The sequence below is a fragment of the Acinetobacter sp. ACIN00229 genome, assembly GCF_016106645.1.
Classification (GTDB): Bacteria; Pseudomonadota; Gammaproteobacteria; order Pseudomonadales; family Moraxellaceae; genus Acinetobacter; species Acinetobacter oleivorans.
Genome location: NZ_JADWOM010000005.1, coordinates 1 through 22,872, shown reverse-complemented (window position 1 = coordinate 22,872; position 22,872 = coordinate 1). Strand labels below are relative to the sequence as shown.

Here is a 22,872-nt window from a genome sequence, read left to right as displayed (position 1 = left end):
ATAAGATGAATCAGCGCAATAAAAAGGCGGATATTTTATGAATATCCGCCTTCTTTTTAATTTCTTATCTAATCAAGTATTAATCGAACAAACGATCAAAGAATGATTTTTTCTTCGGTGAAGAAGCACTGTCTTCGCCATCAAAAGAAGCTTGCAACTCTTTAAGTAATTCACGTTGACGAGAATTTAAGTTGACTGGTGTTTCTACCACAATACGGCAGAGTAAATCACCCACCATGCTGCTACGTACTGGACGAACGCCTTTGCCACGTAAACGGAATAGTTTACCTGTTTGAGTTCCCTCAGGAATCTTCAAGCTAACGCGACCTTCCAAAGTTGGAATTTCAATTTCTTTACCAAGTGCAGCATCAGCAATGCTCACTGGTACGTCCATATAAAGATCGGCACCATCACGTTGGAAAATTTCGTGTTCACGAACAACGACTTCAACGTACAAATCACCTGATTGGCCATCACGAATTGCTTCGCCTTTGCCACTCAAACGAACGCGGTCACCATTATCTACACCCGCTGGAATTGTAACTTCCAACGTTTGCTGGCGATCAGCAACACCTGAACCATGACATGCCTGACAAGGGTTTTTAATAATTTTACCTTGGCCACGACAAGTACCACATGTTTGTTGTACAGAGAAGAAACCTTGCTGCATACGCACTTGTCCTGAACCATGACAAGTTTTACAGGTTTCAACATCTTTTGGATTTTTTGAACCTTTACCATCACACACATCACAAGGTGCTGGAGCAGTAAAGGTAATGGTTTTTTTCACCCCTTTTACAGCTTCTTCAAGGGTAAGTTCCATTACATAGCGTAGATCTGATCCGCGACGTTGACGCTGTTGACGTCCACCGCCACCGAATGCACCACCGAAGATATCACCGAACTGGCTGAAAATGTCTTCGGCACTAAATCCACCAAAGCCACCACCACCGCCGCCAAAGCCGCCTTCGAACGCATTATGACCCATGCGATCGTACATGCTACGCTTTTCGCTGTCCGATAAAACTTCATAAGCTTCAGCAGCTTCTTTAAATTTCTCTTCAGCTTCGGCATTGTCAGGGTTTCTATCAGGATGATATTTCATCGCCAATTTACGGTAGGCTTTTTTGATCTCATCATCACTTGCGGTTTTTGAAACGCCTAAAACCTCATAATAATCACGTTTAGCCATTTTTGGCGGTGCTCCTCACGGAATTTTATCAATACTCTATTGCCGACTAAATGGGGGGCTTTAGCCGAATTTACAAGGGTAAAATGTTTAAAAAATAGATATATTAAAAAACTGCCTTATTTTTTAAATATTTAGACAAGCCTTTTAACCATGCATTTAATAGAAATAACCACGCAATAGCACTAAATACCACACCCGCAACCGTAGAGGCGGTTATCCAGAGGTTACTGTCCCATGCAAAAAAGAAGAGCGGAATAAACCAGACCACAGCAAAAATTGCCATACAAAGAAATAGAATCCCGTTTCGCATAATCCATAGTGCATGCGCATGAATCCAAACTTCTGCATTATCTACAACCGCCACTTTACGAGCGACCAAATAAGCAAAGGCCGCAAAAATAACCGTAAACAATGCAAGAAACATGAACGCATAAGAAATTACTATATAACGGCGATGCTGTTCGATATGGTCTTGCCCCATCTGTATTTCACCTCAATCCACTGCACTTAGCCTATTTTTTATGCAGCGAAATAATCCTGTATTTTTTGTGTAAAGACAGGTGCTACTATATTGGAGTTTTCAATATTTCGCACCTTTATTCACAAAAAATTTATGAATTTTATGCGGTTTTTTTCACCTTAAACCATGCTGCGTAGAGCGCAGGTAAGAAAAATAATGTCAGTAAGGTGGCAACAATCAAGCCGCCCATGATCGCAACTGCCATTGGACCAAAGAAAATACTTCGTGAAAGTGGAATCATGGCCAAAACCGCGGCTAATGCAGTCAAAATAATCGGGCGGAATCGACGCACTGTCGCCTCAATAATCGCCTCCCATGTTGGATGCCCTGCTTGCCTGTCTTGTTCAATTTGATCAATCAAAATAAGCGAGTTACGCATGATCATGCCAGAGAGCGCAATTGTGCCCAACATGGCCACAAAGCCAAATGGTTTGTTAAATAGGAGCAAGAATAAAACCACACCAATTAAACCAAGCGGAGCTGTTAACAACACAATGGTCGCGCGAGATAAGCTTTTGAGCTGAATCATCAGTAATGTCATGACCACAGCCAAGAACAGTGGCATACCCGCATTAACGGAATTTTGCCCACGTGCAGACTCTTCTACAGTTCCACCAACTTCAACAAGATAACCACTTGGTAATTCAGCCCGTAACTTATCCATCGATTCAGCTAACTCGCCAACTACTGTAGCTGGTTGTAATTGAGTGCGGATATCTGCGCGAACAGTAATGGTCGGTAAGCGGTTACGATGCCAAATTAAACCATCTTCAAACTTATACTCAATTTTAGCAATCTGGGCTAAAGGCACAGTCGTTCCGTTGTTCGTTGGTACAGCTAAACTTGCTAGGGAAGCCACTTCAACTCGCTCGCTCTGATCACCACGTAAACGGATTTCAATGAGTTCACGCTTTTCACGATATTGCTCAATTGCACTACCTGTAATTGATGCATTAATGAAGTTCGCTAAATCCACACTAGAAACACCCATTTGTCGAGCACGATCTTGATCAATTTGAATTGAAATAATCTTACTCGGCTCACCCCAATCTAAATGTACATTGGTGGTATTCGGGTTTTCGCTAATCAGTTTAGCGACTTTCTGTGCTTCTTGACGGACCAGATTTTGATCTTCACCCGACACACGATATTGCAATGGATAACCAACAGGAGGGCCATTCTCCAGTAATGACACGCGAGTACGAACTTGCGGCAGCAATTGTCTAATTTGTTTGTCTAACGAGCGTCGGATTTCATCACGATCATCAAGCGATGATGCGAGTACAACAAACTGTGCAAAGCTGGCTTGCGGTAATTGCTGGTCTAACGGTAAATAAAAACGTGGTGACCCTGTACCGACATATGCCACATAGTTATCAATACCTTTTTGTTTAGACAGGAATTTTTCAACCTTTTTCACAGCTTGTTCTGTCGCTGTTAAAGAAGCGCCTTCTTCAAGTTTTAAATCGACTAAAATCTCAGCACGGTTTGAAGGTGGGAAAAACTGCTGAGGCACTATCTTAAACATCAGCACAGATAGCACAAAAACACCCACCGTCGTCGCAATTACGGTTTTACGGTAAGTCACACAAAACTCGACCATCTTTCTAAAACGTAAATAGAAATTAGATTGATAAGGATCGTAGTGATGGTCCTGTGAAATGGCCACAGTTTGCGGTTGCGGTTTTTTGGTTAGCCTCGCCCATAAACGGACATACCAAGGTGCTTGATGACCTGTTTTAGTAAAATCGGGTAATAGCTTTTCGCCTAAATAAGGTACGAATAAAACTGCTGCAACCCAAGAGACTAATAAGGCAATCGTTACCACCTGAAAGATAGAGCGAGTGTATTCACCTGTACCAGACTGAGCTGTAGCGATCGGTAAGAAACCAGCCGCAGTAATCAGTGTTCCGGTGAGCATCGGAAATGCAGTTGTTTTCCACGCAAAGCCGGCGGCTTTAATCCGGCTATAACCCTGCTCCATCTTAATTGCCATCATCTCGACGGCAATAATGGCGTCATCGACTAATAGACCTAGCGCCAGAATCAAAGCACCCAGTGAAATCTTATGCAGTCCGACATCGAATAGATTCATCCCCGCAAAAGTCATTGCTAAAACTAAAGGAATAGAAAAAGCGACAACCAATCCTGTACGGAAACCTAAAGAGAAAAAACTCACTAACAAGACAATAATAACTGCCTCAGCGAGTACCTTTATAAACTCATGAATACTGCGTTGTACTGCTACAGGTTGGTCAGAAACTTTTTGGAGCTTCATGCCTAAAGGTAAAGTTTTTTGCAGTTGGGCAAATTCTGTGTCGAGATTTTTACCTAAGGCAATAATGTCACCGCCCTTACGCATTGATAAAGCAATACCAATGCCATTTTCACCCATGAAACGCATACGTGGCTGAGCAGGTTGACTAAAACCACGGTAGACATCAGCGACATCTCCGAGCTGAATGGTTTTATCACCTACCAGTAAAGGCATTTTCTTAATTTCATCAATGTTTTGTAAATGACCACTTACCCGAATCTGGATGCGGTCTGTGCCTGTTTCAAAAAAACCTGCACTTGCCATACTATTTTGCTTTTGTAAGGCATCTTGAATCGCTGTAACTGGAATACCAAGCTGTACCGCTTTGGTGTTAGAAATCTCAATCCAGATTTTTTGATCTTGCAGACCAATTAATTCAACCTTACTGACATCCTTGACACGTTGAAGCTGTAATTGCAAACGATCTGCATATTCCTTAAGAAGTGCATAGTCAAAGTCTTTGCCTGTCAGTACATAAATATTGCCGTAAGTGTCTCCAAATTCGTCATTGAAAAATGGACCTTGTACACCGTTTGGAAGTTCATGGCGTATATCATTTACCTTCTTACGAACGTTGTACCAAACATCAGGAATCTTGTCAGAAGTCAGTGAATCCTTCGCTACAAAAGTGACCAACGACTCACCCGGACGGGAGTAAGCCATAATCTTGTCATACTGCCCTGTTGTCATGAGTTCCTTTTCGATACGGTCAGTAACTAAAGTAGAAACTTCTTTGGCAGTCGCCCCAGGCCAGTAGGTCTGCACCACCATGACCTTAAAGGTAAATGGTGGATCTTCACTTTGTGATAATTTTGAATAAGAGATTGCACCGATAATGCCAAGCAACAGCATAAAATAAAGGACAATGCCCTTATTATTTAATGCCCATTCCGAGAGATTGAATTTCATGGCTGGGTTGCTCCCTGAATTTTCACCCCACGGTTTTCACGATCGATCGGATGAATCTTCTGTTTATCACGTAGCAAATGTACGCCGCCAATCACAACCCAATCATTTGGAGCCAAGCCAGATAACACAGGTACACTATCTTTGCCATATGCACCAATCGTTACAGGTACTTTACGTAAAGTCTGATTCACATTAACCACCCAGACATAAGGCTGATTATCTGTTGCTGAAACACTTGAAAGTGGCACACTCATCACATTGGTTTGAGTCGAGCTAAAAAATACGCGTGCACTTTGTCCAAGCTGAATAGCAGATTGACCTTCTTTGAGTGCAACTTTCACTGTAAATGTACGAGACTGATCCGCTGCTGGGGAAACTTCACGCACATAACCAGCAAATCGGTCATTCGGTTTAGACCATAACGTCACCCAAGCTGCTTGGCCAACCTTGATCTCGGAAACCGCTTGTTCTGGCACACCAATGACAACTTCACGCTCTCCATCAATCGCCAGTTGATAAGCCGCTTGGCCCGCAGCAACGACTTGTCCAATCTCAATGTTTCGTGCAGTAATCACCCCGTTTTTATTAGAAACGAGTTGGTTATAACCAGTTTGGTTTGCAGAAACTTCATAATTAGAACGAGCTTGCTGTAGAGCCGCTTGCGCAGCGTCATATTGATTTTTTACCGTATCGAATTGCGAACGACTTACCGCATTAATCGGCAATAATTGCTGAAAACGTTTAAGTTCGTCTGCTGCTGTTTTTGCTGAAGCCTGTGCATTGTCCAGTTGGGCTTTAGCGGCATTTAATTGTAGCTGAGCATCTGCTACGTCAAGCTTTGCTAAAACTTGTCCGACTTTAACTCGATCACCTACATCCACATAACGTGCCGTAACCTGTCCACCGACCCGAAATGCTAAAGCTGTTTGCTGTCTGGCCTGCACATCCCCTGCATAGCTTTTTTGTTCATTGAGAGTAGTTAAGGGTTGGGCCACCATTACATAGGGTATTTCTTCTGTTTTGGGAGCTTCTTTACTACACCCCATTAATGTGACCGTACAAACAATCACCATACTCATGATGAGAGGTTTTAACAGATTCATATCTTATCGCTCTTATTCAAACTGATTTTTTAAGGCACAATATGCTTGCATCATAAATTGTTTATTTTTTAATTAATATACCCATGGGTACATTAATTAAAGAAAAACTTATAAATTGCTATCTTTTTAAATTTTTATCAGAGGATTTTGTGCAAACAGTTAATCAAAGTGGTCGTCCCAAAGATCTGGAAAAACGTGCTCGTATCTTACAAGCCGCGAAAGCTATTTTTTTAAAATCTGGCTATCACGGTACCAGCATGAACCAGATTGCCCAGGAAGCAGGTGTCACTAAACTCACGGTTTATAATCACTTTCAAGACAAAGCAAACCTGTTTATCTGTGCAATTACGCAAACCTGTGAAGAGACGCTAAATCCTAAACAATTTGAATTAGATGCATCGGTAGACTTTTATCAAGCACTCTTTATTGTGTGTTCACGCGCTTTGCAGATTATTTATTCACCTGAAGCATTAAAGCTGGAACATGTATTATTTGAGCTCGCAGCAGAACAAAGCCCTTTAGCTGAACAGTTTTTTGATGCATCGCATACACGACTTCAAAATCAGTTAGCCGCATTCTTCCAAAAAGCAGCTGAATTAGGTTTTATCCAAGCCGATGATCCAATTTATCAAACAGAGCTTCTTTTAACTTTGTTGCTTGGTGTACGTCACCATAAGGTTCTACTTAGAATTATTGCCGTACCTAATGCAGAAGAGCTAGAACAAATTATTAAAGATGCAATTCATTTATTTTTGCTCAAATATCGGAATTAAACCAAAGTCCGATTGCCAAAAGTTGCACTGAGTGCATGTCTACTTTTAAGATGCAATAAGCGAATTAAATGTTATTTTTTAAGCAAAAATTCACATTTTCTTACGCTCAAAGCTTGGAATGTTTGTTAATCGCGCTATATTCGATAAGAATAAGAACAGGAGAAAATAGCATGGTTCAGCAAATCGATGCGCCACTGCGTGAGGATGTCCGTTTACTTGGCAATTTGTTAGGTGAAACCCTAAAACAACATGCAGGACAAGAACTGTTTAATCAGATCGAACAAATCCGTGCGCTTGCCAAAGGTGCACGTGATGGTCAAGCTGAAGCCGAAAAGCAATTAGAACAATTATTTTTAGAATTGCCCGATGAAGAGCTATTGCCTCTTACCCGCGCTTTTTCTCATTTTTTAAATTTTGCCAATATTGCCGAGCAATACCATGTAGTGCGTAGCCGCAGACAGGCAGAATTTGATTCGGAGGCTAACTCTCCAAATCCGCTTGTTCACCTATTTCAAAAATTTAAAGACAAAAGTATTTCAACAGAAAAACTATTCCAGCAAATTTGTGATCTTAATATTGAATTGGTACTTACGGCGCACCCAACCGAAGTTAGCCGTCGTACCCTCATTCAAAAATATGATGATATCAATGCTTGTCTTTCTCAACTTGATCAGCAAAAACTTACACCTCGAGAGCGTCAAAGTGCACTTGCCAACTTAAAGCAACAAATTAGTTCGGCATGGCAAACAGATGAAATTCGTCAACACCGCCCGACCCCTGTTGATGAAGCAAAATGGGGCTTTGCAACCATTGAACAAACACTTTGGAATGCCGTACCTAAATTTATTCGTGAATTAAATGAGTTGGTTCAAGATAATTGCCAACAAAACTTACCACTCAATATTGCGCCGGTACGCTTTGCTTCTTGGATGGGCGGAGACCGTGATGGCAACCCAAATGTTACTCATCAAATTACCCAAGAAGTACTGTGGTTATCTCGCTGGCAAGCTGCTGACCTTTACCTAAGAGATATCGAAAACTTACGTTGGGAACTTTCGATCCAAACCTGTTCTGAAGAAATGATTCAGGCTATTGGTAACCAACATGCAGAGCCTTATCGTGAATATTTACGTGCTACACGCGAACGCTTAAAAGCGACTCGCCACTGGTTAGCGCAGCGCCTACAAGGCTTAGAAGCAGACGACAGCAATGTCATTAAAAGCAAAGACGAACTCTTACAGCCTTTATTGCTGTGCTATCGCTCTTTAATCGACAGCAACTTGCCTGAAATTGCGAATGGTCAACTTCTCGACTTTATTTACCGTGTGAACTGTTTTGGTATTGAACTACTTAAACTCGACATTCGCCAAGAATCAGGTCGTCATCGCCAAGCGATTTCAGCAATTACCGAATATTTAGGTTTAGGTAATTTTGAATCGTGGACTGAACAAGCGCGCCAAAACTTCCTAATTCAGGAATTACAAAGCAAGCGCCCGCTTTTACCGAAATATATTAATGAACCTGAAGGCAGTTTGATTGGGCACCCAGATGTCCAAGAAGTATTTGCAACCATGCGTACTTTGGCAGACCAACCGCCTGAGTCTTTAGGGGCTTATATTATTTCGATGGCTGAATATCCAAGTGATGTTTTAGCTGTGTTGTTATTGCAAAAAGAAGCAGGTATTCAGCACCCTTTACGTGTAGTTCCTCTATTTGAAACTTTAAAAGATTTAGATGGCGCTGCAACAACCATGAATACGCTGTTCAATATGCATTGGTATAAACAGCACATTCAGGGTAAACACGAAGTGATGATCGGTTACTCCGACTCTGCAAAAGATGCTGGTTTCATGTCAGCTAACTGGGCGCAATATCGTGCTCAAGAAGAGCTAACTGCAATTGCTCAAAAACACGGCGTACAGTTGACGCTGTTCCACGGCCGTGGTGGCTCAATTAGTCGTGGTGGTGCTCCAACACAACAGGCACTATTTTCACAGCCGCCAGGTTCGATCTCTGGTGCAATCCGTGTCACAGAACAAGGTGAAATGATTCGCTTTAAGTTCGGTTTAGAAGGGATTGCCATGCAAAACCTTGAAATCTATACCGCAGCAACACTCGAAGCGACTTTATTACCACCACCAGAGCCAAAAGCCGAGTGGCGTGAAATCATGAACCGTATGACAGATCACTCCGTTAAGGTTTATCGCCAGACAGTGCGTGAAAATCCACATTTTGTGAAGTATTTACGGACCGTTACGCCTGAACTCGAATTACAAATGTTGCCATTAGGCTCACGTCCAGCAAAACGTAAAGTGAGTGGGGGTATTGAGTCTTTACGTGCGATTCCATGGGTATTTGCATGGACTCAAATCCGTTTGATGCTACCTGCATGGCTAGGTACTGGTGCTGCCATTAATGAAGTGATTGCCGATCAGCAAAAAGCAACGCTTGATGAAATGCTCCAGCAATGGCCTTATTTCCAGACGCTTATTGATATGCTGGAAATGGTATTGTCTAAATCCGATGCCAACATTGCACTCTATTACGAGTCTCATTTGACTGAAGATGAAGATTTAAAAGTGCTCGGTAATCAATTACGTCAGCGCTTAAAAGATGCTGTTGAAACGCTCCTTAAATTGAAAGATGAATCAAAGCTTCTTAGTAACAACGAAGTTCTTGATCAATCAATGCAGGTTCGTAAACCGTACTTACTTCCTTTGCATCTTTTACAGGCTGAACTCATGAAACGCCGCCGTGATTATCTTGCTGAGCGTCAGGCAGAGAACACGCCTGTTGACCATGCACTTATGGTGAGTATTGCGGGTATTGCTGCTGGTTTACGTAATACGGGCTAAGCTAATTTTACCAATTGTTTAACAAAGCAGTGCATCTTGATGTACTGCTTTTTACTTGCAAAATTCTCTATTTTTCTTAAATTTTCCTCGATTTTCTATTTTTTTGAATATTTTTTTAAAATCAAAAAATTAGTCTTTATGAGAAAAAAATAACTAATTCCTTATATTTAGAATTCATAAAATTATACCAATCGTTAAAAAACAATTACTTTTCACTAACATACTTCTCTCTAGAGATTAAATGCACTCTCAAGAAAGAGTATCATGGCACCAATTAAAGAATAACGAGCTTATTTTATGTCCAATTGGTTTCCAAAATGGCAGCCTTACCAAGGTGATATTGACCACCGACCGGTCTCTACCAACGAATATCTCCCTCCAGTTCAAAGTGCTATTTTAGGTATTCAACATGCGTTTGCCATGTTTGGAGCAACTGTTTTAGCACCATTACTCATGGGCTTTAATCCTAACCTTGCCATTTTAATGTCTGGTATCTGTACCATCCTATTCTTTTTAATTACGGGTGGTCGTGTTCCGAGTTACTTAGGCTCAAGTTTTGCATTTATTGGTGTGGTTGCAGCAGCAACTGGACATATTACAGGTTCAGGGGCCAATCCAAACCTTTCGATGGCTTTAGGCGGAATCGTAGCATGTGGTGTGTTTTATGCCATTATCGGTTTTATTGTGATGCTTACGGGTACACGCTGGATTGAAAAACTCATGCCGCCTGTGGTGACTGGCGCCATTGTGATGATTATTGGTCTAAACCTCGCACCCGTTACCATTAGAGGTGTTGCAGGCCAACCATTTGAAATGTGGATGGCCTTAATTACCGTACTTTGTATGGGTAGTATTGCAGTCTTTACTCGCGGCTTATTGCAACGTTTGCTTCTATTGGTCGGTTTAATTTTGGCATATGCAATTTATGCTATCACCACTAATGGTCTAGGTTTTGGTAAACCAATCGATTTTAGCCAAATCTCACAGGCTGCATGGTTCGGAATTCCAAGCTTTTCACATCCTACTTTTGATACTAAGGCTATGTTAATTATTGCGCCAGTTGCGCTTATTTTAGTAGCAGAAAACCTAGGTCATATTAAAGCAGTAGGTGCAATGACTGGTGAAAACCTGACGCCGCAATTAGGCAAAGCATTTGTTGCAGATGGTTTAGCAACCACTCTTTCTGGTAGTGTTGGTGCACCGGGGATGACTACTTACGGCGAAAACATTGGAGTCATGGCAGTCACTCGTGTGTACTCAACCATTGTTTTTGTGATTGCTGGTGTCTTCGCCATTTTCTTAGGCCTATCTCCAAAATTTGGCGCGGTAATTAGTACGATTCCAAGTGCTGTTTTAACAGGCGCATCTATTGTCGTGTTTGGTTTAATTACCATTGCCGGCGCAAAAATCTGGATTGAAAACAAAGTTGATTTTTCTAACAATAAAAACCTGATTGTTGCTTCTGTAACAATTATCTTAGGTGCAGGAAATTTTGAATTAATGTTTGGCAATTTCAATTTAGGTGGCATTGGTACAGCAACATTTGCAGCCATTATTCTAAATTGGTTGTTTAGTTTAAAAGATAAAACCTAAATTCAAAAAGGCAGCGTAAGCTGCCTTTTTTGATTACGATTTAGTATGATGAATTTTTGCGTTTCAATACGTTCCTATCATGCGTTTTGATTTTTTTGATTTACAGTTGGTTCTTCATATTGTCTCGACTGGTAGCCTAACTAAAGGTGCTGATCGCTCTGCTATTTCACTTCAAGCAGCGAGCGAGCGTATAAAAAAACTCGAACAGTATTTTGAGACACCCTTATTTGTTCGCCAAACCACTGGGGTAGAACTCACCACAGCTGGACATGCTTTTGTAGAACATGCTCGTCAGCTTTTAGTACAAAAAGATCAACTCGAACAAGAAATGCAGCGGTTTAGGCACCCTACCACAGAGGCATTAACGCTTTGGTGTAACTCTTCTGCTCAAAGTGAATATTTGCCTACGTTATTACCGCAATATCTGGTGCTTCATCCAGAAATGAATATCGATTTGCATGAGGCAGAAAGCTCAGAAATTGTAGATGCATTAACCCAAGGAATTGCGAGTCTCGGTCTAGTCTCAAGTTTTTTTGATACCAGACATTTGCAAACTAAGGAATTTGCGAGTGATCCGTTAGTTCTGATTTGCCCTACTACTCACAATTTAGCTCAATACCAAGAGCTGAATTTGGTAGATGCTCTAAGTTATGGCTTTATTGGCCTTAAACCCCATCACTCTTTGCAACAGTCTATCGAGACCCAAGCTAAGCTATTAGGCTTTAACATACAGTACCGTTTGCGCTTACCTAACTTTGGCGCAATTGCTGAGGTAGTCGCCAAAGGCGTGGGAATTGCGATTATGCCAGCTCGTGCTGCACAGCGTTTGCAATCAGATTATGATTTTCATTCGATCCAATTACTCGGTGCATGGGCAAATCGTAAACTGCTTTTAGCCACGCAAAACTTCAATCAGCTGCCTAGCAGTTATAAGCAATTTGCAGATTTCCTATTAGAGCATCGCCCTTAGAAACTTGGTTTAGTGCAAAATCATATAAAGACCTAACGACACTAACCCTATGAAAAAGATACGGCGAAATAACTGCTCATTGAGTCGATAACGGATTTTTTTACCTAACCACATTCCAACGAGTGCAGCCAACAACGCAGCAAAAGATAAACGATAGTCCAGTGTTACTGCAGACATCGGGTTATGGTGTAAAAAAACAGCAAGGCAAATGGTAGAGACTGTAAATGTTAATCCCAAAGCTTGTACCAGCTCATCACGTTTTAAATGCAAAGACTGCAAATAAGGAACAATCGGAATAATAATGACGCCTGTTGCTACGGTGACTGCTCCACCAATATACCCAATAATCGGCGATAACCAGCGCTCATGCTTCCCTAAGTGCGGAAGCTTTTTGACACACAGTCCATAAAGACCATATAAGGCCAACATACAGCCCAATAAAATCTCACTACTCTGCCCATGGCTTTGGCTTAAAGTCGGTAGAAAACTCCATATTGAGCCCACCACAATACCTACAAGCAAAGTCCAGAAACGGCGAATAAAAGCCCAGACATGTCCTTCAGCAAAAAGCTGCCAGACATTGGTGACCATTGAAGGAACAATGAGTAAAGAGGCTGCTTGAAAAGGACTCATTGCGATGGTGAGTAAGCCCATCGATACTGCGGGCAACCCTAAACCGATCATGCCTTTAATCATGCCAGCAAAGGCAAACACCATCATAATAATTACTAAAAAAGTCACTGTTTATCTCCGATTCCCTACATGGTTATGCTACGGAAAAAAACAGGTTTTGCCCTATTCTTGTTTTTAGGAGTAGGCCTCAATTAGAAGTTGAGGCCGTTTTGTATTTTTCTTCTAAAACATTACTAAAAATACTTTCAATCATCCAAACGCGGTACAAGCTATTAAATACATAACTTTGCCCATCAATACGCAACTCTAGAACTGGTAAATCAGGCTGATGTTTATCTTTGCAAAAAGCATCATTTTGTGTCAGAACAGCTGGCACATCCTGCTCTGTTAACTGCTCAATTCCCAGCTGATGCTGTAATTCTTGGAAATGCTTTTGGAAAGATAAATCTTTGCCTTTTGTCCAAACTGCTTGCAAGATCGTAAAAATCGTATCGATTTGCTGATTTTCCTGCACACTATAGAAAAGCTTTGCCATTTCAAGCGCACTTTCTTCGGTAGGGCGGCAAAAAGGAGTAAAAGCGACATCTGTTCGTTTAGAAACACGTGTTGCCAAACTCCAATCAAACCAGTCTCGGCCTTGGTAGCTTAAAGGGTAAACTTTTAATTGAATATCATAATAATCAGCCAGTTCTTCCTTAATATAAGCAAGCAACAGCCAACTCATTGGATCTTCTAAGGCAATATATAAATCAAGTTCAGGATGAAGTGTCTGAATTTCGGTAAGTGCCTCAGCATCATTAATTAAATGTTCACGCCATTCAATATGATTAATTAAAAAGATCGGATTGCCAGTCAGTAATTTTTGCTGTTTTAGACGACGGGTTAAACGTAATAAATCATCTACTGCATGATATTTACGTCCACCAAATTCAAAGTAAGCTGCCGGTACAGGCTCATCCGTAAAAATACGTTCTGAAAAATGTTGAGGAAGCTGATGTTTAACTGCCATGGCATGTAAAGTACGCAGCTTTCCGTATTGCTGCTGCCAAAGCATATGAAAAATGTCTTCAAGTAAATGTAAGAAATTCTGACCTTGTAATGGGGTTCTTTTTAATATGACAGCGGCTTGTTTTAAAGATTCTTGGCTTGGGATTTCTGGAAATTCATCAAAAGCAAAACGATGTTGTTTGGCTAATATTTTGGCATCATTCAAACAATAATTTTGCCATTCTTCATGCGACATACCATTCGGAGGTTCAGAAGCCGTATGGGAAATAATAATTTTTAAGGGCTTAAGTTCATCACTTAAAATCTCATCAAGCTGAGACAGTTGCTGAACAGCTAAATAGCTATACACATCATCAAGTCGTAAATAAATACTTAAACCATTTTCCGTGGGTAACACCGCTTGACGTGAAGGTTTTTGGTAAAACCAACTCGATCGGATAGGGTCAAACCAACGGCGTAGCAGTGACATGAGAGTAGAGCCTCTAAAAAATAAATCCTAAGCAAGACCAAAAAACTGCTTTGATCGCAGTACAAAGTACCGCAGAAACTTCATATACAAAATGCTGATGAGCTCTGCTTACACAGAACAAAGATCATGTTATTGCACATATTCCTGCATCGGTGAAGATTTTATCATCATTTTATGGCAAACCCATAGAATGACTTGCAACACCCTCATCTACAAGCCTATTTTTTCGAACAGATGTAAAAAAAGCACCCATCAGCATGATAATAATTCATCGTGCAAATGGATGCATAGTTTCTATTCAATTAATAAAATTGAATATTTTATAGAACGCGTACAGCTCCTTTCGCTGCACTTGTTGTATGCATTGCATAAACTTTTAACGCTTTTGATACCTTACGTTTACGTTCTTCTTTCGGATGCCAGCCTTTCGCTTCCTGAACTGTACGACGGTGCGCCATAGTCGCATCATCAACGTTTAAGTGAATGGTACGGTTCGGAATATCGATTTCAATGGTGTCGCCATCTTCTACCAAACCAATTGCACCACCTTCAGCAGCTTCTGGCGAAACATGTCCGATTGAAAGACCTGATGAACCACCAGAGAAACGGCCATCTGTCACCAATGCACAGTCTTTTCCTAAACCTTTCGATTTAAGGTAGCTGGTTGGGTAAAGCATTTCTTGCATACCCGGACCACCACGTGGACCTTCATAACGAATCACAACAACATCGCCAGCTTTAATATCATGACCCAAGATTGCATCGACAGCGGCATCTTGGCTTTCAAATACACGCGCTGTGCCCGTAAATTTCAAGATCGATTCATCTACACCCGCAGTTTTTACAATACAACCATCAAGCGCGATGTTGCCGTATAGCACAGCTAAACCACCATCTTTAGAAAATGCATGTTCTGCATTACGGATAACGCCTTTTTCACGATCGCCATCTAAAGTTGCATAGTAACGATTTTGAGAGAATGCAACTTGTGTTGGTACACCACCCGGAGATGAGCGATAGAACTCATATACGTCTGCATCTTCAGTGCGAATAATATCCCACTTATCCAATGCATCTTTTAAAGTTTTCTCGTGTACAGTTGGCACTGATACATCAAGTAACTTCGCACGGTCAAGCTCACCCAAAATGGCCATAATACCGCCAGCACGGTGAACATCTTCCATGTGAACGTCTTGTTTCGCAGGCGCTACTTTAGACAGTACAGGAACTCGACGTGACAACTCGTCAATGTCATCCATTGTAAAATCAACTTCTGCTTCACTTGCTGCAGCCAATAAATGCAGAACCGTATTGGTTGAACCACCCATTGCAATATCAAGGGTCATTGCATTTTTAAACGCAGCCTTGGTTGCAATTGAACGAGGTAGAATACTTGCATCTTCTTGTTCGTAATAGCGCTTAGCCAATTCAACAATAAGTTGGCCTGCTTTTAAGAATAGTTTCTTGCGGTTTGCATGTGTCGCAACAATCGAACCATTACCCGGTAAAGATAAACCTAAAGCTTCAGTTAAACAGTTCATTGAGTTTGCAGTGAACATACCTGAACATGAACCACATGTTGGACAAGCCGAACGTTCGAACTCTTCAACTTCTTCGTCTGTATAACTTTCATCAGCTGCAACAACCATTGCATCAACAAGGTCAATCGCTTTTTCATTACCACGGAACTTGACCTTGCCCGCTTCCATTGGTCCGCCAGACACAAAAACAACTGGAATATTCAGGCGCATCGCAGCCATCAACATTCCCGGAGTAATTTTGTCACAGTTAGAAATACATACCATCGCATCGGCGCAATGTGCATTTACCATGTACTCAACTGAGTCAGCAATCAAATCACGTGATGGTAATGAATAAAGCATGCCGTCATGCCCCATTGCGATCCCGTCATCTACTGCAATCGTATTAAACTCTTTAGCAACACCACCTGCCGCCTGAATTTCTGCTGCGACTAGTTGCCCTAAATCTTTAAGATGTACATGGCCCGGAACAAATTGAGTAAATGAGTTGACCACCGCAATAATCGGTTTGCCGAAATCCTCATCTTTCATTCCTGTTGCACGCCATAAGCCACGTGCGCCAGCCATATTTCTTCCGTGTGTCGATGTTTTTGAACGATAGTCAGGCATTAGTGTTTCCAACAAGTTGTGCTTGAGCGGAATTTCTTCCACTCTGGCTGAATGATACTGATATAGCGTTAGATCAGTCGGAATATTGACTCATCATCATAATTTGATCATTCTCCATTCTATAGAAGCAAATAATATTCGGAAAGCCAAGAACAGTAATAGTCAGTCAATATTTAGCAAAACTTACATGAATAATTTTTTATTTTTTCATAACCTTTTTTTATCAATAAAAATTTTTGAATAATTTTTTGTTCACTATTTAAAAATCAAATCTCTCAATAGCCATGAGTTTAGGGCTTCAAACGTTTTTCACGTATACTACCCATAAACTCTTTTTGGATTGCATTTGTGAAAATTATTTTTGCTGGCACCCCCGAATTTGCTGCAACACCATTGGCGGCATTATTAAAAACTTCCCATGAAATTATCGCCGTTTACACCCAGCCAGATCGTAAAGCAGGCCGTGGACAAAAATTAACGCCATCTCCTGTAAAACAGCTTGCGCTTGAACATGGTATCCCTGTTTATCAACCACTTCACTTTAAAGCATCTACAGAAGAAGGGCTCGCAGCCCAACAAGAACTTGCAGCTTTAGGTGCCGATGTGATGGTCGTTGCAGCCTATGGCTTGATTCTTCCACAAGCTGTGCTTGATACACCTAAATATGGCTGTTTAAATATTCACGGTTCACTATTACCACGTTGGCGCGGTGCAGCACCCATTCAACGTGCGATTGCAACAGGTGATGAAGAAACCGGAATCACAATCATGCAAATGGCTGCTGGTTTAGATACAGGCGATATGATGTATAAAACCTACTGTCCAATCACAGCCGAAGATACATCAGCGACTTTACATGACAAACTCGCAGCTCAAGGCGCAACAGCAATTTGTGACGTACTCGAGTCAGAAGAAACACTACAAAAATATTTAGCAGAGCGTGAAGTTCAAGATGAAAGCCTAACTGTCTATGCACATAAGTTAGTGAAATCAGAAGCTCGTATTGACTGGTCAAATGATGCTGTTCAGCTTGACCGAAATATTCGTGCGTTCAACCCTTGGCCAGTTGCATTCATTCAGTTAGATGAAAATAGTGCTTTGCGTGTTTGGAACTCAACCACTTCCACTCAAAGCCAAGCAAATGCCCAAACTGGTGAAATTATCGCGATTGATAAACAAGGCGTACATGTTGCTTGCGGTGAAAATACATTTATTTGTCTGACCAGCGTGCAATGGCCGGGTGGTAAAGCAATGAATGCACAACAAATTGCACAAACTCAAAAACTTCACGTAGGACAAATTCTACCATGAGTCAGGTTTCATCAAATTCGTCACGATTTAACTTACGTGCTCAAGTCGTTCAGACGTTATTAAAAGTCCAGCAAGGGCAATCACTTGCTAGTATATTAAATACACAACTGAATCAAGTTGCAGAACGTGATCGCGCACTATTTCATGAACTTGTTCTAGGTACGCTACGCCAATGGTTTGCTCTTAAATCAATTAGCCTACCTTTACTCAGTAAACCGTTAAATAATGAAACTGTTGAAACCTGTCTGTATGTTGGGCTTTATCAAGTTTTATGCACGCGTATTGCAGCGCATGCTGCTATATCAGAAACAGTAGATGCCACCAAACAACTTGGTTTTCCTGCGCTCGGCGGTATTGTGAATGCTATTTTGCGCCGAGCTACTCGTGAAACTGATGACTTTCAGCAAGGTTTACAGCAAGCGCATGGCTTACCAAGTTGGCTTTTCAAAAGGTTAAAAAAGGATTGGGGTGAACAAACTGAATCTCTTTGCCAATCATTAAAACAAGTCGCACCTTTAACCTTGCGAGTTAACCAGCGTCATATTGGCCGTGATGCTTATTTAGCAAAATTACAAAGTCTAGATATTCAGGCACGTGCTTGTACTCTGTCTGAAGCAGGTATTCTTCTTGAACAATCTGTACAAATTACTCAGCTACCCAGCTTTGAAGAGGGATGGTTTTCTGTACAAGATGAACATGCTCAGCTATGTGCAACATTATTGCCAGATCTAAATAATAAAACAGTAATTGATGCCTGTGCAGCTCCCGGTGGAAAAACAGCTCATTTACTCGAAAAGTTTAAACCGGCTCAGCTGATTGCTATTGACCAAGATTCGAATCGTTTAATCCGTGTAACTGAGAATTTAAACCGCTTAGCACTTGATCAAAGTCAAACAGAAATTTTGGCAGCCGATGCAACCCAATGGGTACCTGCACAACCAGTAGATTGTATTGTGCTTGATGCACCTTGCTCCGCTACAGGCGTTATTCGTCGTCATCCTGACATACGTCTATTGCGCCAATCTAGCGACATAGCTCAAACGATTGAACTGCAAAAGCAAATTTTGGAACACATGTGGCAACAACTCAACGTTGGAGGCACATTGCTCTATATTACCTGTTCAGTTTTAAAAGCTGAAAATGAACAGCAGATGATAAATTTCTTTGCAGAACATACTGATGCAAAAGAAATTAAGATTGAAGCGAATTGGGGACTTGAACAAATTCATGGTCGACAATTATTACCGCAAGCACAGTCTGGCGATGGATTTTACTATTGTAAAATTCAAAAAATTGCATAAAAAAAGCAGGCTTTAAGCCTGCTTTTTTAGATCAGCATCAAAGCGTATGCTGATCTTTTACATCTTCTAAAACGTCATCTAACTCTTCAGGATGTTTCGATAAATGTAGAATGGATAAAGCCAACCCACCCCATAAAAACACCATCGAAATCACCATCATCACGATTGCCGAAGTATTCATTATTTTATCCTCCTAGCGATCTTTCATTTTGCTTAACACGATTGCAACGACCGCACAGAAAATCACACTGCCCCAGCCGAATACACCTTGTAAGCTCATACTATAAGTATCATAGCCATTTTTGATCAAATTAAAAACAGTCATACAGAGTGTAGTTAACAAGATTAAAGATGTAATAACCGTTAAAGTGAAATCCCATCCCTTACCAACTTGAATGGTTGAGATACGATTTATATGGTCACTAAGTTCTTTAAGAGCTGAACGTTTAAACCAAGCTACGCTAATAATTGATATTAATGCGCCACCGATAATACCAATGTTATTAATAAAGTGATCAACAATATCAACCAACTTAATTGCATTTACACTTGAGAATAAAATAATTGATACAAGTGCACTACCACCACCAATAATCGTTACAGCTTTTTTACGGCCCCATTTCAACTTATCTTGCATTGCTGCAATCGGCACTTCCAAAATACTGACCATCGAAGAAATACCTGCGACGAAAAGTGAAGAGAAGAATAAAAGACCAAATAAATCAGCCCCAGCGCCTAAGCTTGAAATAATTTTAGGGAATGCGATAAATGCTAATCCAATTCCGCCACTCACGACATCTTTAACATCAGTACCTGCTGCATGTGCCATAAAACCAAGAGCAGCAAAAATACCAATCCCTGCCAAAATCTCAGTTGATGCATTTGCAAAACCAACGATTAAGCCAGAACCAGTTAAATTCGTTTTTGGTTTTAAATAAGATGCATAGGTAACCATGATCCCGAAACCAACAGATAATGAAAAGAAAGTATGACCATAAGCGGCTAACCATACTTTATAGTCCATCATTGCTGACCAGTTTGGCGTAAAGAATGCATTCAAACCTTGAACTGCACCTGGTAAACGCAATGACTGAATCACCAAAATAGTGAAGAGAATGAATAATAATGGCATGAAAATTTTATTGGATAATTCCACACCCTTTTTCACCCCACCATAAAGAATGATTAAAGTAAGTGCCCAAATTCCAACAATCGGCCAGAATAAATGACTTACAAACTGTAAATCAAAACCAGTCGCTTTTGACGTTTGTAAATAGGTATTAAAGAAGAAACCTTCCGGATCACTTCCCCACATTTGACCAATAGAGAAGTAAACGTAACTACCTGCCCATGTCAAAACGCTCGCATAATACAAACCGATAATGATACAGACACAAACTTGCCACCAACCTAATGTTTCTCCACCTTTAAATAAGGCCCGGTATGCTTTTGGAGGTGAACCAGTACTACGATGACCGACCGCATAATCTAAAAATAGTAACGGTAAACCAGCAGTAATGAGTGCCAATAGATAAGGAATAAGAAAAGCCCCACCACCATTTTCATAAGCAACGTATGGAAAGCGCCAAATATTACCTAAGCCTACAGCCGAACCAACGGCTGCAATAATAAAACCAGATCGTGACGTCCAGTTTTCACGAGAATCTGTCATAGAACACCTAATGTTAAAAGATTGCTTATTTTTACTGCTATTGTTGATTGTTATTCCGCATGCAAAAAAAGAACCAAAGAATACTTTTGTGTTTGATTGAGAATAAAAGGCACCTTGTGAGTATTTTTATTTTCATTTCAAACAAGCAAAAATAGAAAATTCTTCCTTAAAGATTTTTGTCCATTTTTTGCCCCTATATAGCTGAACAATACCTGTTTTTATTTCTTTTTACTGTAATTTCCATCAGAAATTTTACGAATTTTTTAAGTTTTTTTCACAATTGGTTATTTTTCAGCTAATCTTTACGTTTAAATCAAATAGTCAGACAATATTGTTCAATGACATTTTCTTCCAAATCTTAAAAAGATCTATTTAATTACTCGACTTATCCATTAATTTCTTCCTTAATTTCCAATTAAAATTTGATAATACCCATTTTTTAGATGACAAAATTTATACTAAAATCTGTAGAGGGCTAATGTTATCCAAATAAAAAAAGTAAATATTAATTATTTGAAATGATTAATATTTTATCTAGCTTAGAAAAATTATTAATAATATAGGCTTCAGACTCATATTTTTTATCAATGCATCTGTAGCAAGATGTCTATATGATGCGCTCAAAGATTTCTTTTATGCGGATGTTCAAAGTGAAAATATTAAAAATATCTTTATTAACGCTCGGGATGGGCTTAAGTGGCCTTGCTCAAGCAGATTTTGTTGGAGTAAAGGGAGATGTCGGCTACTGGTTTTACGATGGTAAAGCGAATATGTCTTCTCAATTTCCTGATGATCAAGATCTAGATCAAAAAGGTAGTGCTCAACTCTCATTGGCAATAGAACACCCAATCCCATTTATTCCAAATGCAAAAATACGTTATGTAAATTTAGATACTCAAACTAAATCAGAAACTCTAGGTCAAGCTAACTATAAAGTTGATTTAGATCATAGCGATTTTATTCTCTATTATGAGTTACTAGACAATATTGTGAGTGTAGATGCTGGGCTTGGTGCAACTGTACTAAATGGTGATATTACTGCTTATACAGGTAAGCGCGTAGATATTGATAAAACGTATCCTATTGCTTATTTATCTGGTGAAGTCAAACTTCCATTTACAGGCTTAAGTGCTAAAGGTGAAGCAACCTATACGAACTTTGATGATGCACGAATCACAGATGCATTAGCAGAAGTAAAATATAAATTTGCAGATAATTTACTCATTGATCTTGGTTTAACAGCAGGGTATCGCGTACTTAATATTGATTTAGATGACTACGATAACACTGACCTTAAATTTGAGTTTAAAGGCCCATATATAGGTCTAGAAGCACATTTCTAAATCAGAATTTCAGAAATAAAAAAGAACTCTATATGAGTTCTTTTTTATTTAAATCATATCTACATAACCTAAATATTCTCGAATCCTTTGACACCACGCTTGAATATTTGGATATAGCTCCAAATCAAAACCACCTTCCTCCGCGACATGCGTGTATGCATACAAGGCAATATCAGCAATAGTTAATTGATCTCCAACAAGATAGTCTTGATCTACTAAAGCTTTATCCATAATAGATAGTGCTTTATGGCCTTTTGGCTGTAAATTATGGTATTCCTCTATTCTTTCTGGTGGTAACCCTAAATATTTATTAATAAAACGAGCAACTGCAATAAATGGTTCATGACTATACTGTTCAAAGAACATCCACTGATACATTTTTGCTTTCGTATAGGAATCTGTAGCAATAAACTCTGTTCCCTCCGCCAGATAGCCTAAAATAGCGTTAGATTCACTTAAAACACGGCCATCATCCAGAACCAATACAGGTATTTTTCCATTAGGATTTAAGAATAAAAAATCTGCTGTTTGAGTGTCTTTTTTTAAAATATCAATGTGGACCCATCTATGTTTAATATTTAATAAGGAAAGTAATAGTTTAATCTTATAACAATTACCTGAACCTACATCACCATAAATTATCATAGATGCTTTTCCCTTATTATTCATATTTAAGTATGTAATTTTCTTATTATTTATAGCATGAATCTTTCATAATATTTTCAGTTTTATTTTTCCCATTTAATTCCCACG

Annotated in this window: 17 protein-coding genes; 7 read left to right on the top strand and 10 right to left on the bottom strand. The window is 40.0% G+C overall.

Going from position 1 to position 22,872, the window contains the following annotated elements; genetic code table 11:
• Positions 1-79 precede the first annotated feature (79 nt).
• From dnaJ to I7H67_RS05715, 4 genes are all read right to left on the bottom strand, one after another.
• Complete coding sequence (gene dnaJ / locus I7H67_RS05730) at positions 80-1,192, bottom strand: molecular chaperone DnaJ (RefSeq protein ID WP_002119101.1); 1,113 nt, start codon at positions 1,190-1,192, stop codon at positions 80-82.
• A 103-nt stretch (positions 1,193-1,295) separates the two neighbouring features.
• The gene (locus I7H67_RS05725) at positions 1,296-1,673 is read right to left on the bottom strand and encodes a hypothetical protein (protein ID WP_198307344.1); all 378 of its coding nucleotides are present in this window, start codon (positions 1,671-1,673) and stop codon (positions 1,296-1,298) included.
• 139 nt (positions 1,674-1,812) lie between these two features.
• Positions 1,813-4,938 carry an efflux RND transporter permease subunit gene (locus I7H67_RS05720; protein WP_013196521.1) on the bottom strand — a complete coding sequence of 1,042 codons (3,126 nt, stop codon included), beginning with the start codon at positions 4,936-4,938 and terminating at the stop codon, positions 1,813-1,815.
• Positions 4,935-6,041 carry an efflux RND transporter periplasmic adaptor subunit gene (locus tag I7H67_RS05715; protein ID WP_198307343.1) on the bottom strand — a complete coding sequence of 369 codons (1,107 nt, stop codon included), beginning with the start codon at positions 6,039-6,041 and terminating at the stop codon, positions 4,935-4,937. The genes I7H67_RS05720 and I7H67_RS05715 overlap by 4 nt, the downstream gene beginning before the upstream one ends.
• Before the next feature lie 149 nt (positions 6,042-6,190).
• On the opposite strand from I7H67_RS05715, the gene I7H67_RS05710 reads away from it, so the two are divergent.
• The 4 genes from I7H67_RS05710 to I7H67_RS05695 all read left to right on the top strand — a co-directional run bounded on the left by I7H67_RS05710 (position 6,191) and on the right by I7H67_RS05695 (position 12,232).
• Positions 6,191-6,814, top strand: a complete 624-nt coding sequence (locus tag I7H67_RS05710) for a TetR/AcrR family transcriptional regulator (RefSeq protein ID WP_198307342.1) — start codon at positions 6,191-6,193, stop codon at positions 6,812-6,814.
• A gap of 170 nt (positions 6,815-6,984) precedes the next feature.
• Positions 6,985-9,669 carry a phosphoenolpyruvate carboxylase gene (gene ppc / locus I7H67_RS05705; RefSeq protein ID WP_198307341.1) on the top strand — a complete coding sequence of 895 codons (2,685 nt, stop codon included), beginning with the start codon at positions 6,985-6,987 and terminating at the stop codon, positions 9,667-9,669.
• 297 nt (positions 9,670-9,966) lie between these two features.
• Entirely contained in the window at positions 9,967-11,262 is a 1,296-nt protein-coding gene (locus tag I7H67_RS05700) for a solute carrier family 23 protein (protein WP_013196519.1), read from the top strand.
• A gap of 79 nt (positions 11,263-11,341) precedes the next feature.
• Entirely contained in the window at positions 11,342-12,232 is an 891-nt protein-coding gene (locus I7H67_RS05695; protein WP_198307340.1) for a LysR family transcriptional regulator, read from the top strand.
• Positions 12,233-12,241: 9 nt separating this feature from the next.
• On the opposite strand, the gene I7H67_RS05690 is transcribed toward I7H67_RS05695, so the two are convergent.
• The 3 genes from I7H67_RS05690 to ilvD all read right to left on the bottom strand — a co-directional run bounded on the left by I7H67_RS05690 (position 12,242) and on the right by ilvD (position 16,492).
• A complete protein-coding gene (locus I7H67_RS05690) occupies positions 12,242-12,973 on the bottom strand; it encodes a sulfite exporter TauE/SafE family protein (RefSeq protein ID WP_198307339.1) in 732 nt (243 codons plus the stop codon).
• A gap of 79 nt (positions 12,974-13,052) precedes the next feature.
• A complete protein-coding gene (locus I7H67_RS05685; protein WP_198307338.1) occupies positions 13,053-14,342 on the bottom strand; it encodes a hypothetical protein in 1,290 nt (429 codons plus the stop codon).
• Positions 14,343-14,662: 320 nt separating this feature from the next.
• Positions 14,663-16,492 carry a dihydroxy-acid dehydratase gene (gene ilvD, locus I7H67_RS05680; RefSeq protein ID WP_034590616.1) on the bottom strand — a complete coding sequence of 610 codons (1,830 nt, stop codon included), beginning with the start codon at positions 16,490-16,492 and terminating at the stop codon, positions 14,663-14,665.
• Between the two features lie 348 nt (positions 16,493-16,840).
• On the opposite strand from ilvD, the gene fmt reads away from it, so the two are divergent.
• The gene (fmt, locus tag I7H67_RS05675; RefSeq protein WP_198307337.1) at positions 16,841-17,803 is read left to right on the top strand and encodes a methionyl-tRNA formyltransferase; all 963 of its coding nucleotides are present in this window, start codon (positions 16,841-16,843) and stop codon (positions 17,801-17,803) included.
• A complete protein-coding gene (gene rsmB / locus I7H67_RS05670) occupies positions 17,800-19,104 on the top strand; it encodes a 16S rRNA (cytosine(967)-C(5))-methyltransferase RsmB (RefSeq protein ID WP_198307336.1) in 1,305 nt (434 codons plus the stop codon). The genes fmt and rsmB overlap by 4 nt, the downstream gene beginning before the upstream one ends.
• A 37-nt stretch (positions 19,105-19,141) precedes the next feature.
• Here rsmB and I7H67_RS05665 read toward each other — a convergent pair whose 3' ends face one another.
• Both I7H67_RS05665 and I7H67_RS05660 read right to left on the bottom strand, forming a co-directional pair.
• Positions 19,142-19,285 (bottom strand): methionine/alanine import family NSS transporter small subunit, encoded by a 144-nt coding sequence (locus I7H67_RS05665; RefSeq protein ID WP_004790262.1) that lies wholly within the window; start codon positions 19,283-19,285, stop codon positions 19,142-19,144.
• 12 nt (positions 19,286-19,297) lie between these two features.
• Positions 19,298-20,776 (bottom strand): sodium-dependent transporter, encoded by a 1,479-nt coding sequence (locus I7H67_RS05660; protein ID WP_005300319.1) that lies wholly within the window; start codon positions 20,774-20,776, stop codon positions 19,298-19,300.
• A gap of 641 nt (positions 20,777-21,417) precedes the next feature.
• On the opposite strand from I7H67_RS05660, the gene I7H67_RS05655 reads away from it, so the two are divergent.
• Complete coding sequence (locus I7H67_RS05655) at positions 21,418-22,119, top strand: TIGR04219 family outer membrane beta-barrel protein (protein WP_198307432.1); 702 nt, start codon at positions 21,418-21,420, stop codon at positions 22,117-22,119.
• 48 nt (positions 22,120-22,167) lie between these two features.
• Here the strand turns inward: I7H67_RS05655 and I7H67_RS05650 are convergent, their stop codons facing one another.
• Positions 22,168-22,764 carry a glutathione S-transferase family protein gene (locus I7H67_RS05650; RefSeq protein WP_198307335.1) on the bottom strand — a complete coding sequence of 199 codons (597 nt, stop codon included), beginning with the start codon at positions 22,762-22,764 and terminating at the stop codon, positions 22,168-22,170.
• Between the last annotated feature and the right edge of the window lie 108 nt (positions 22,765-22,872).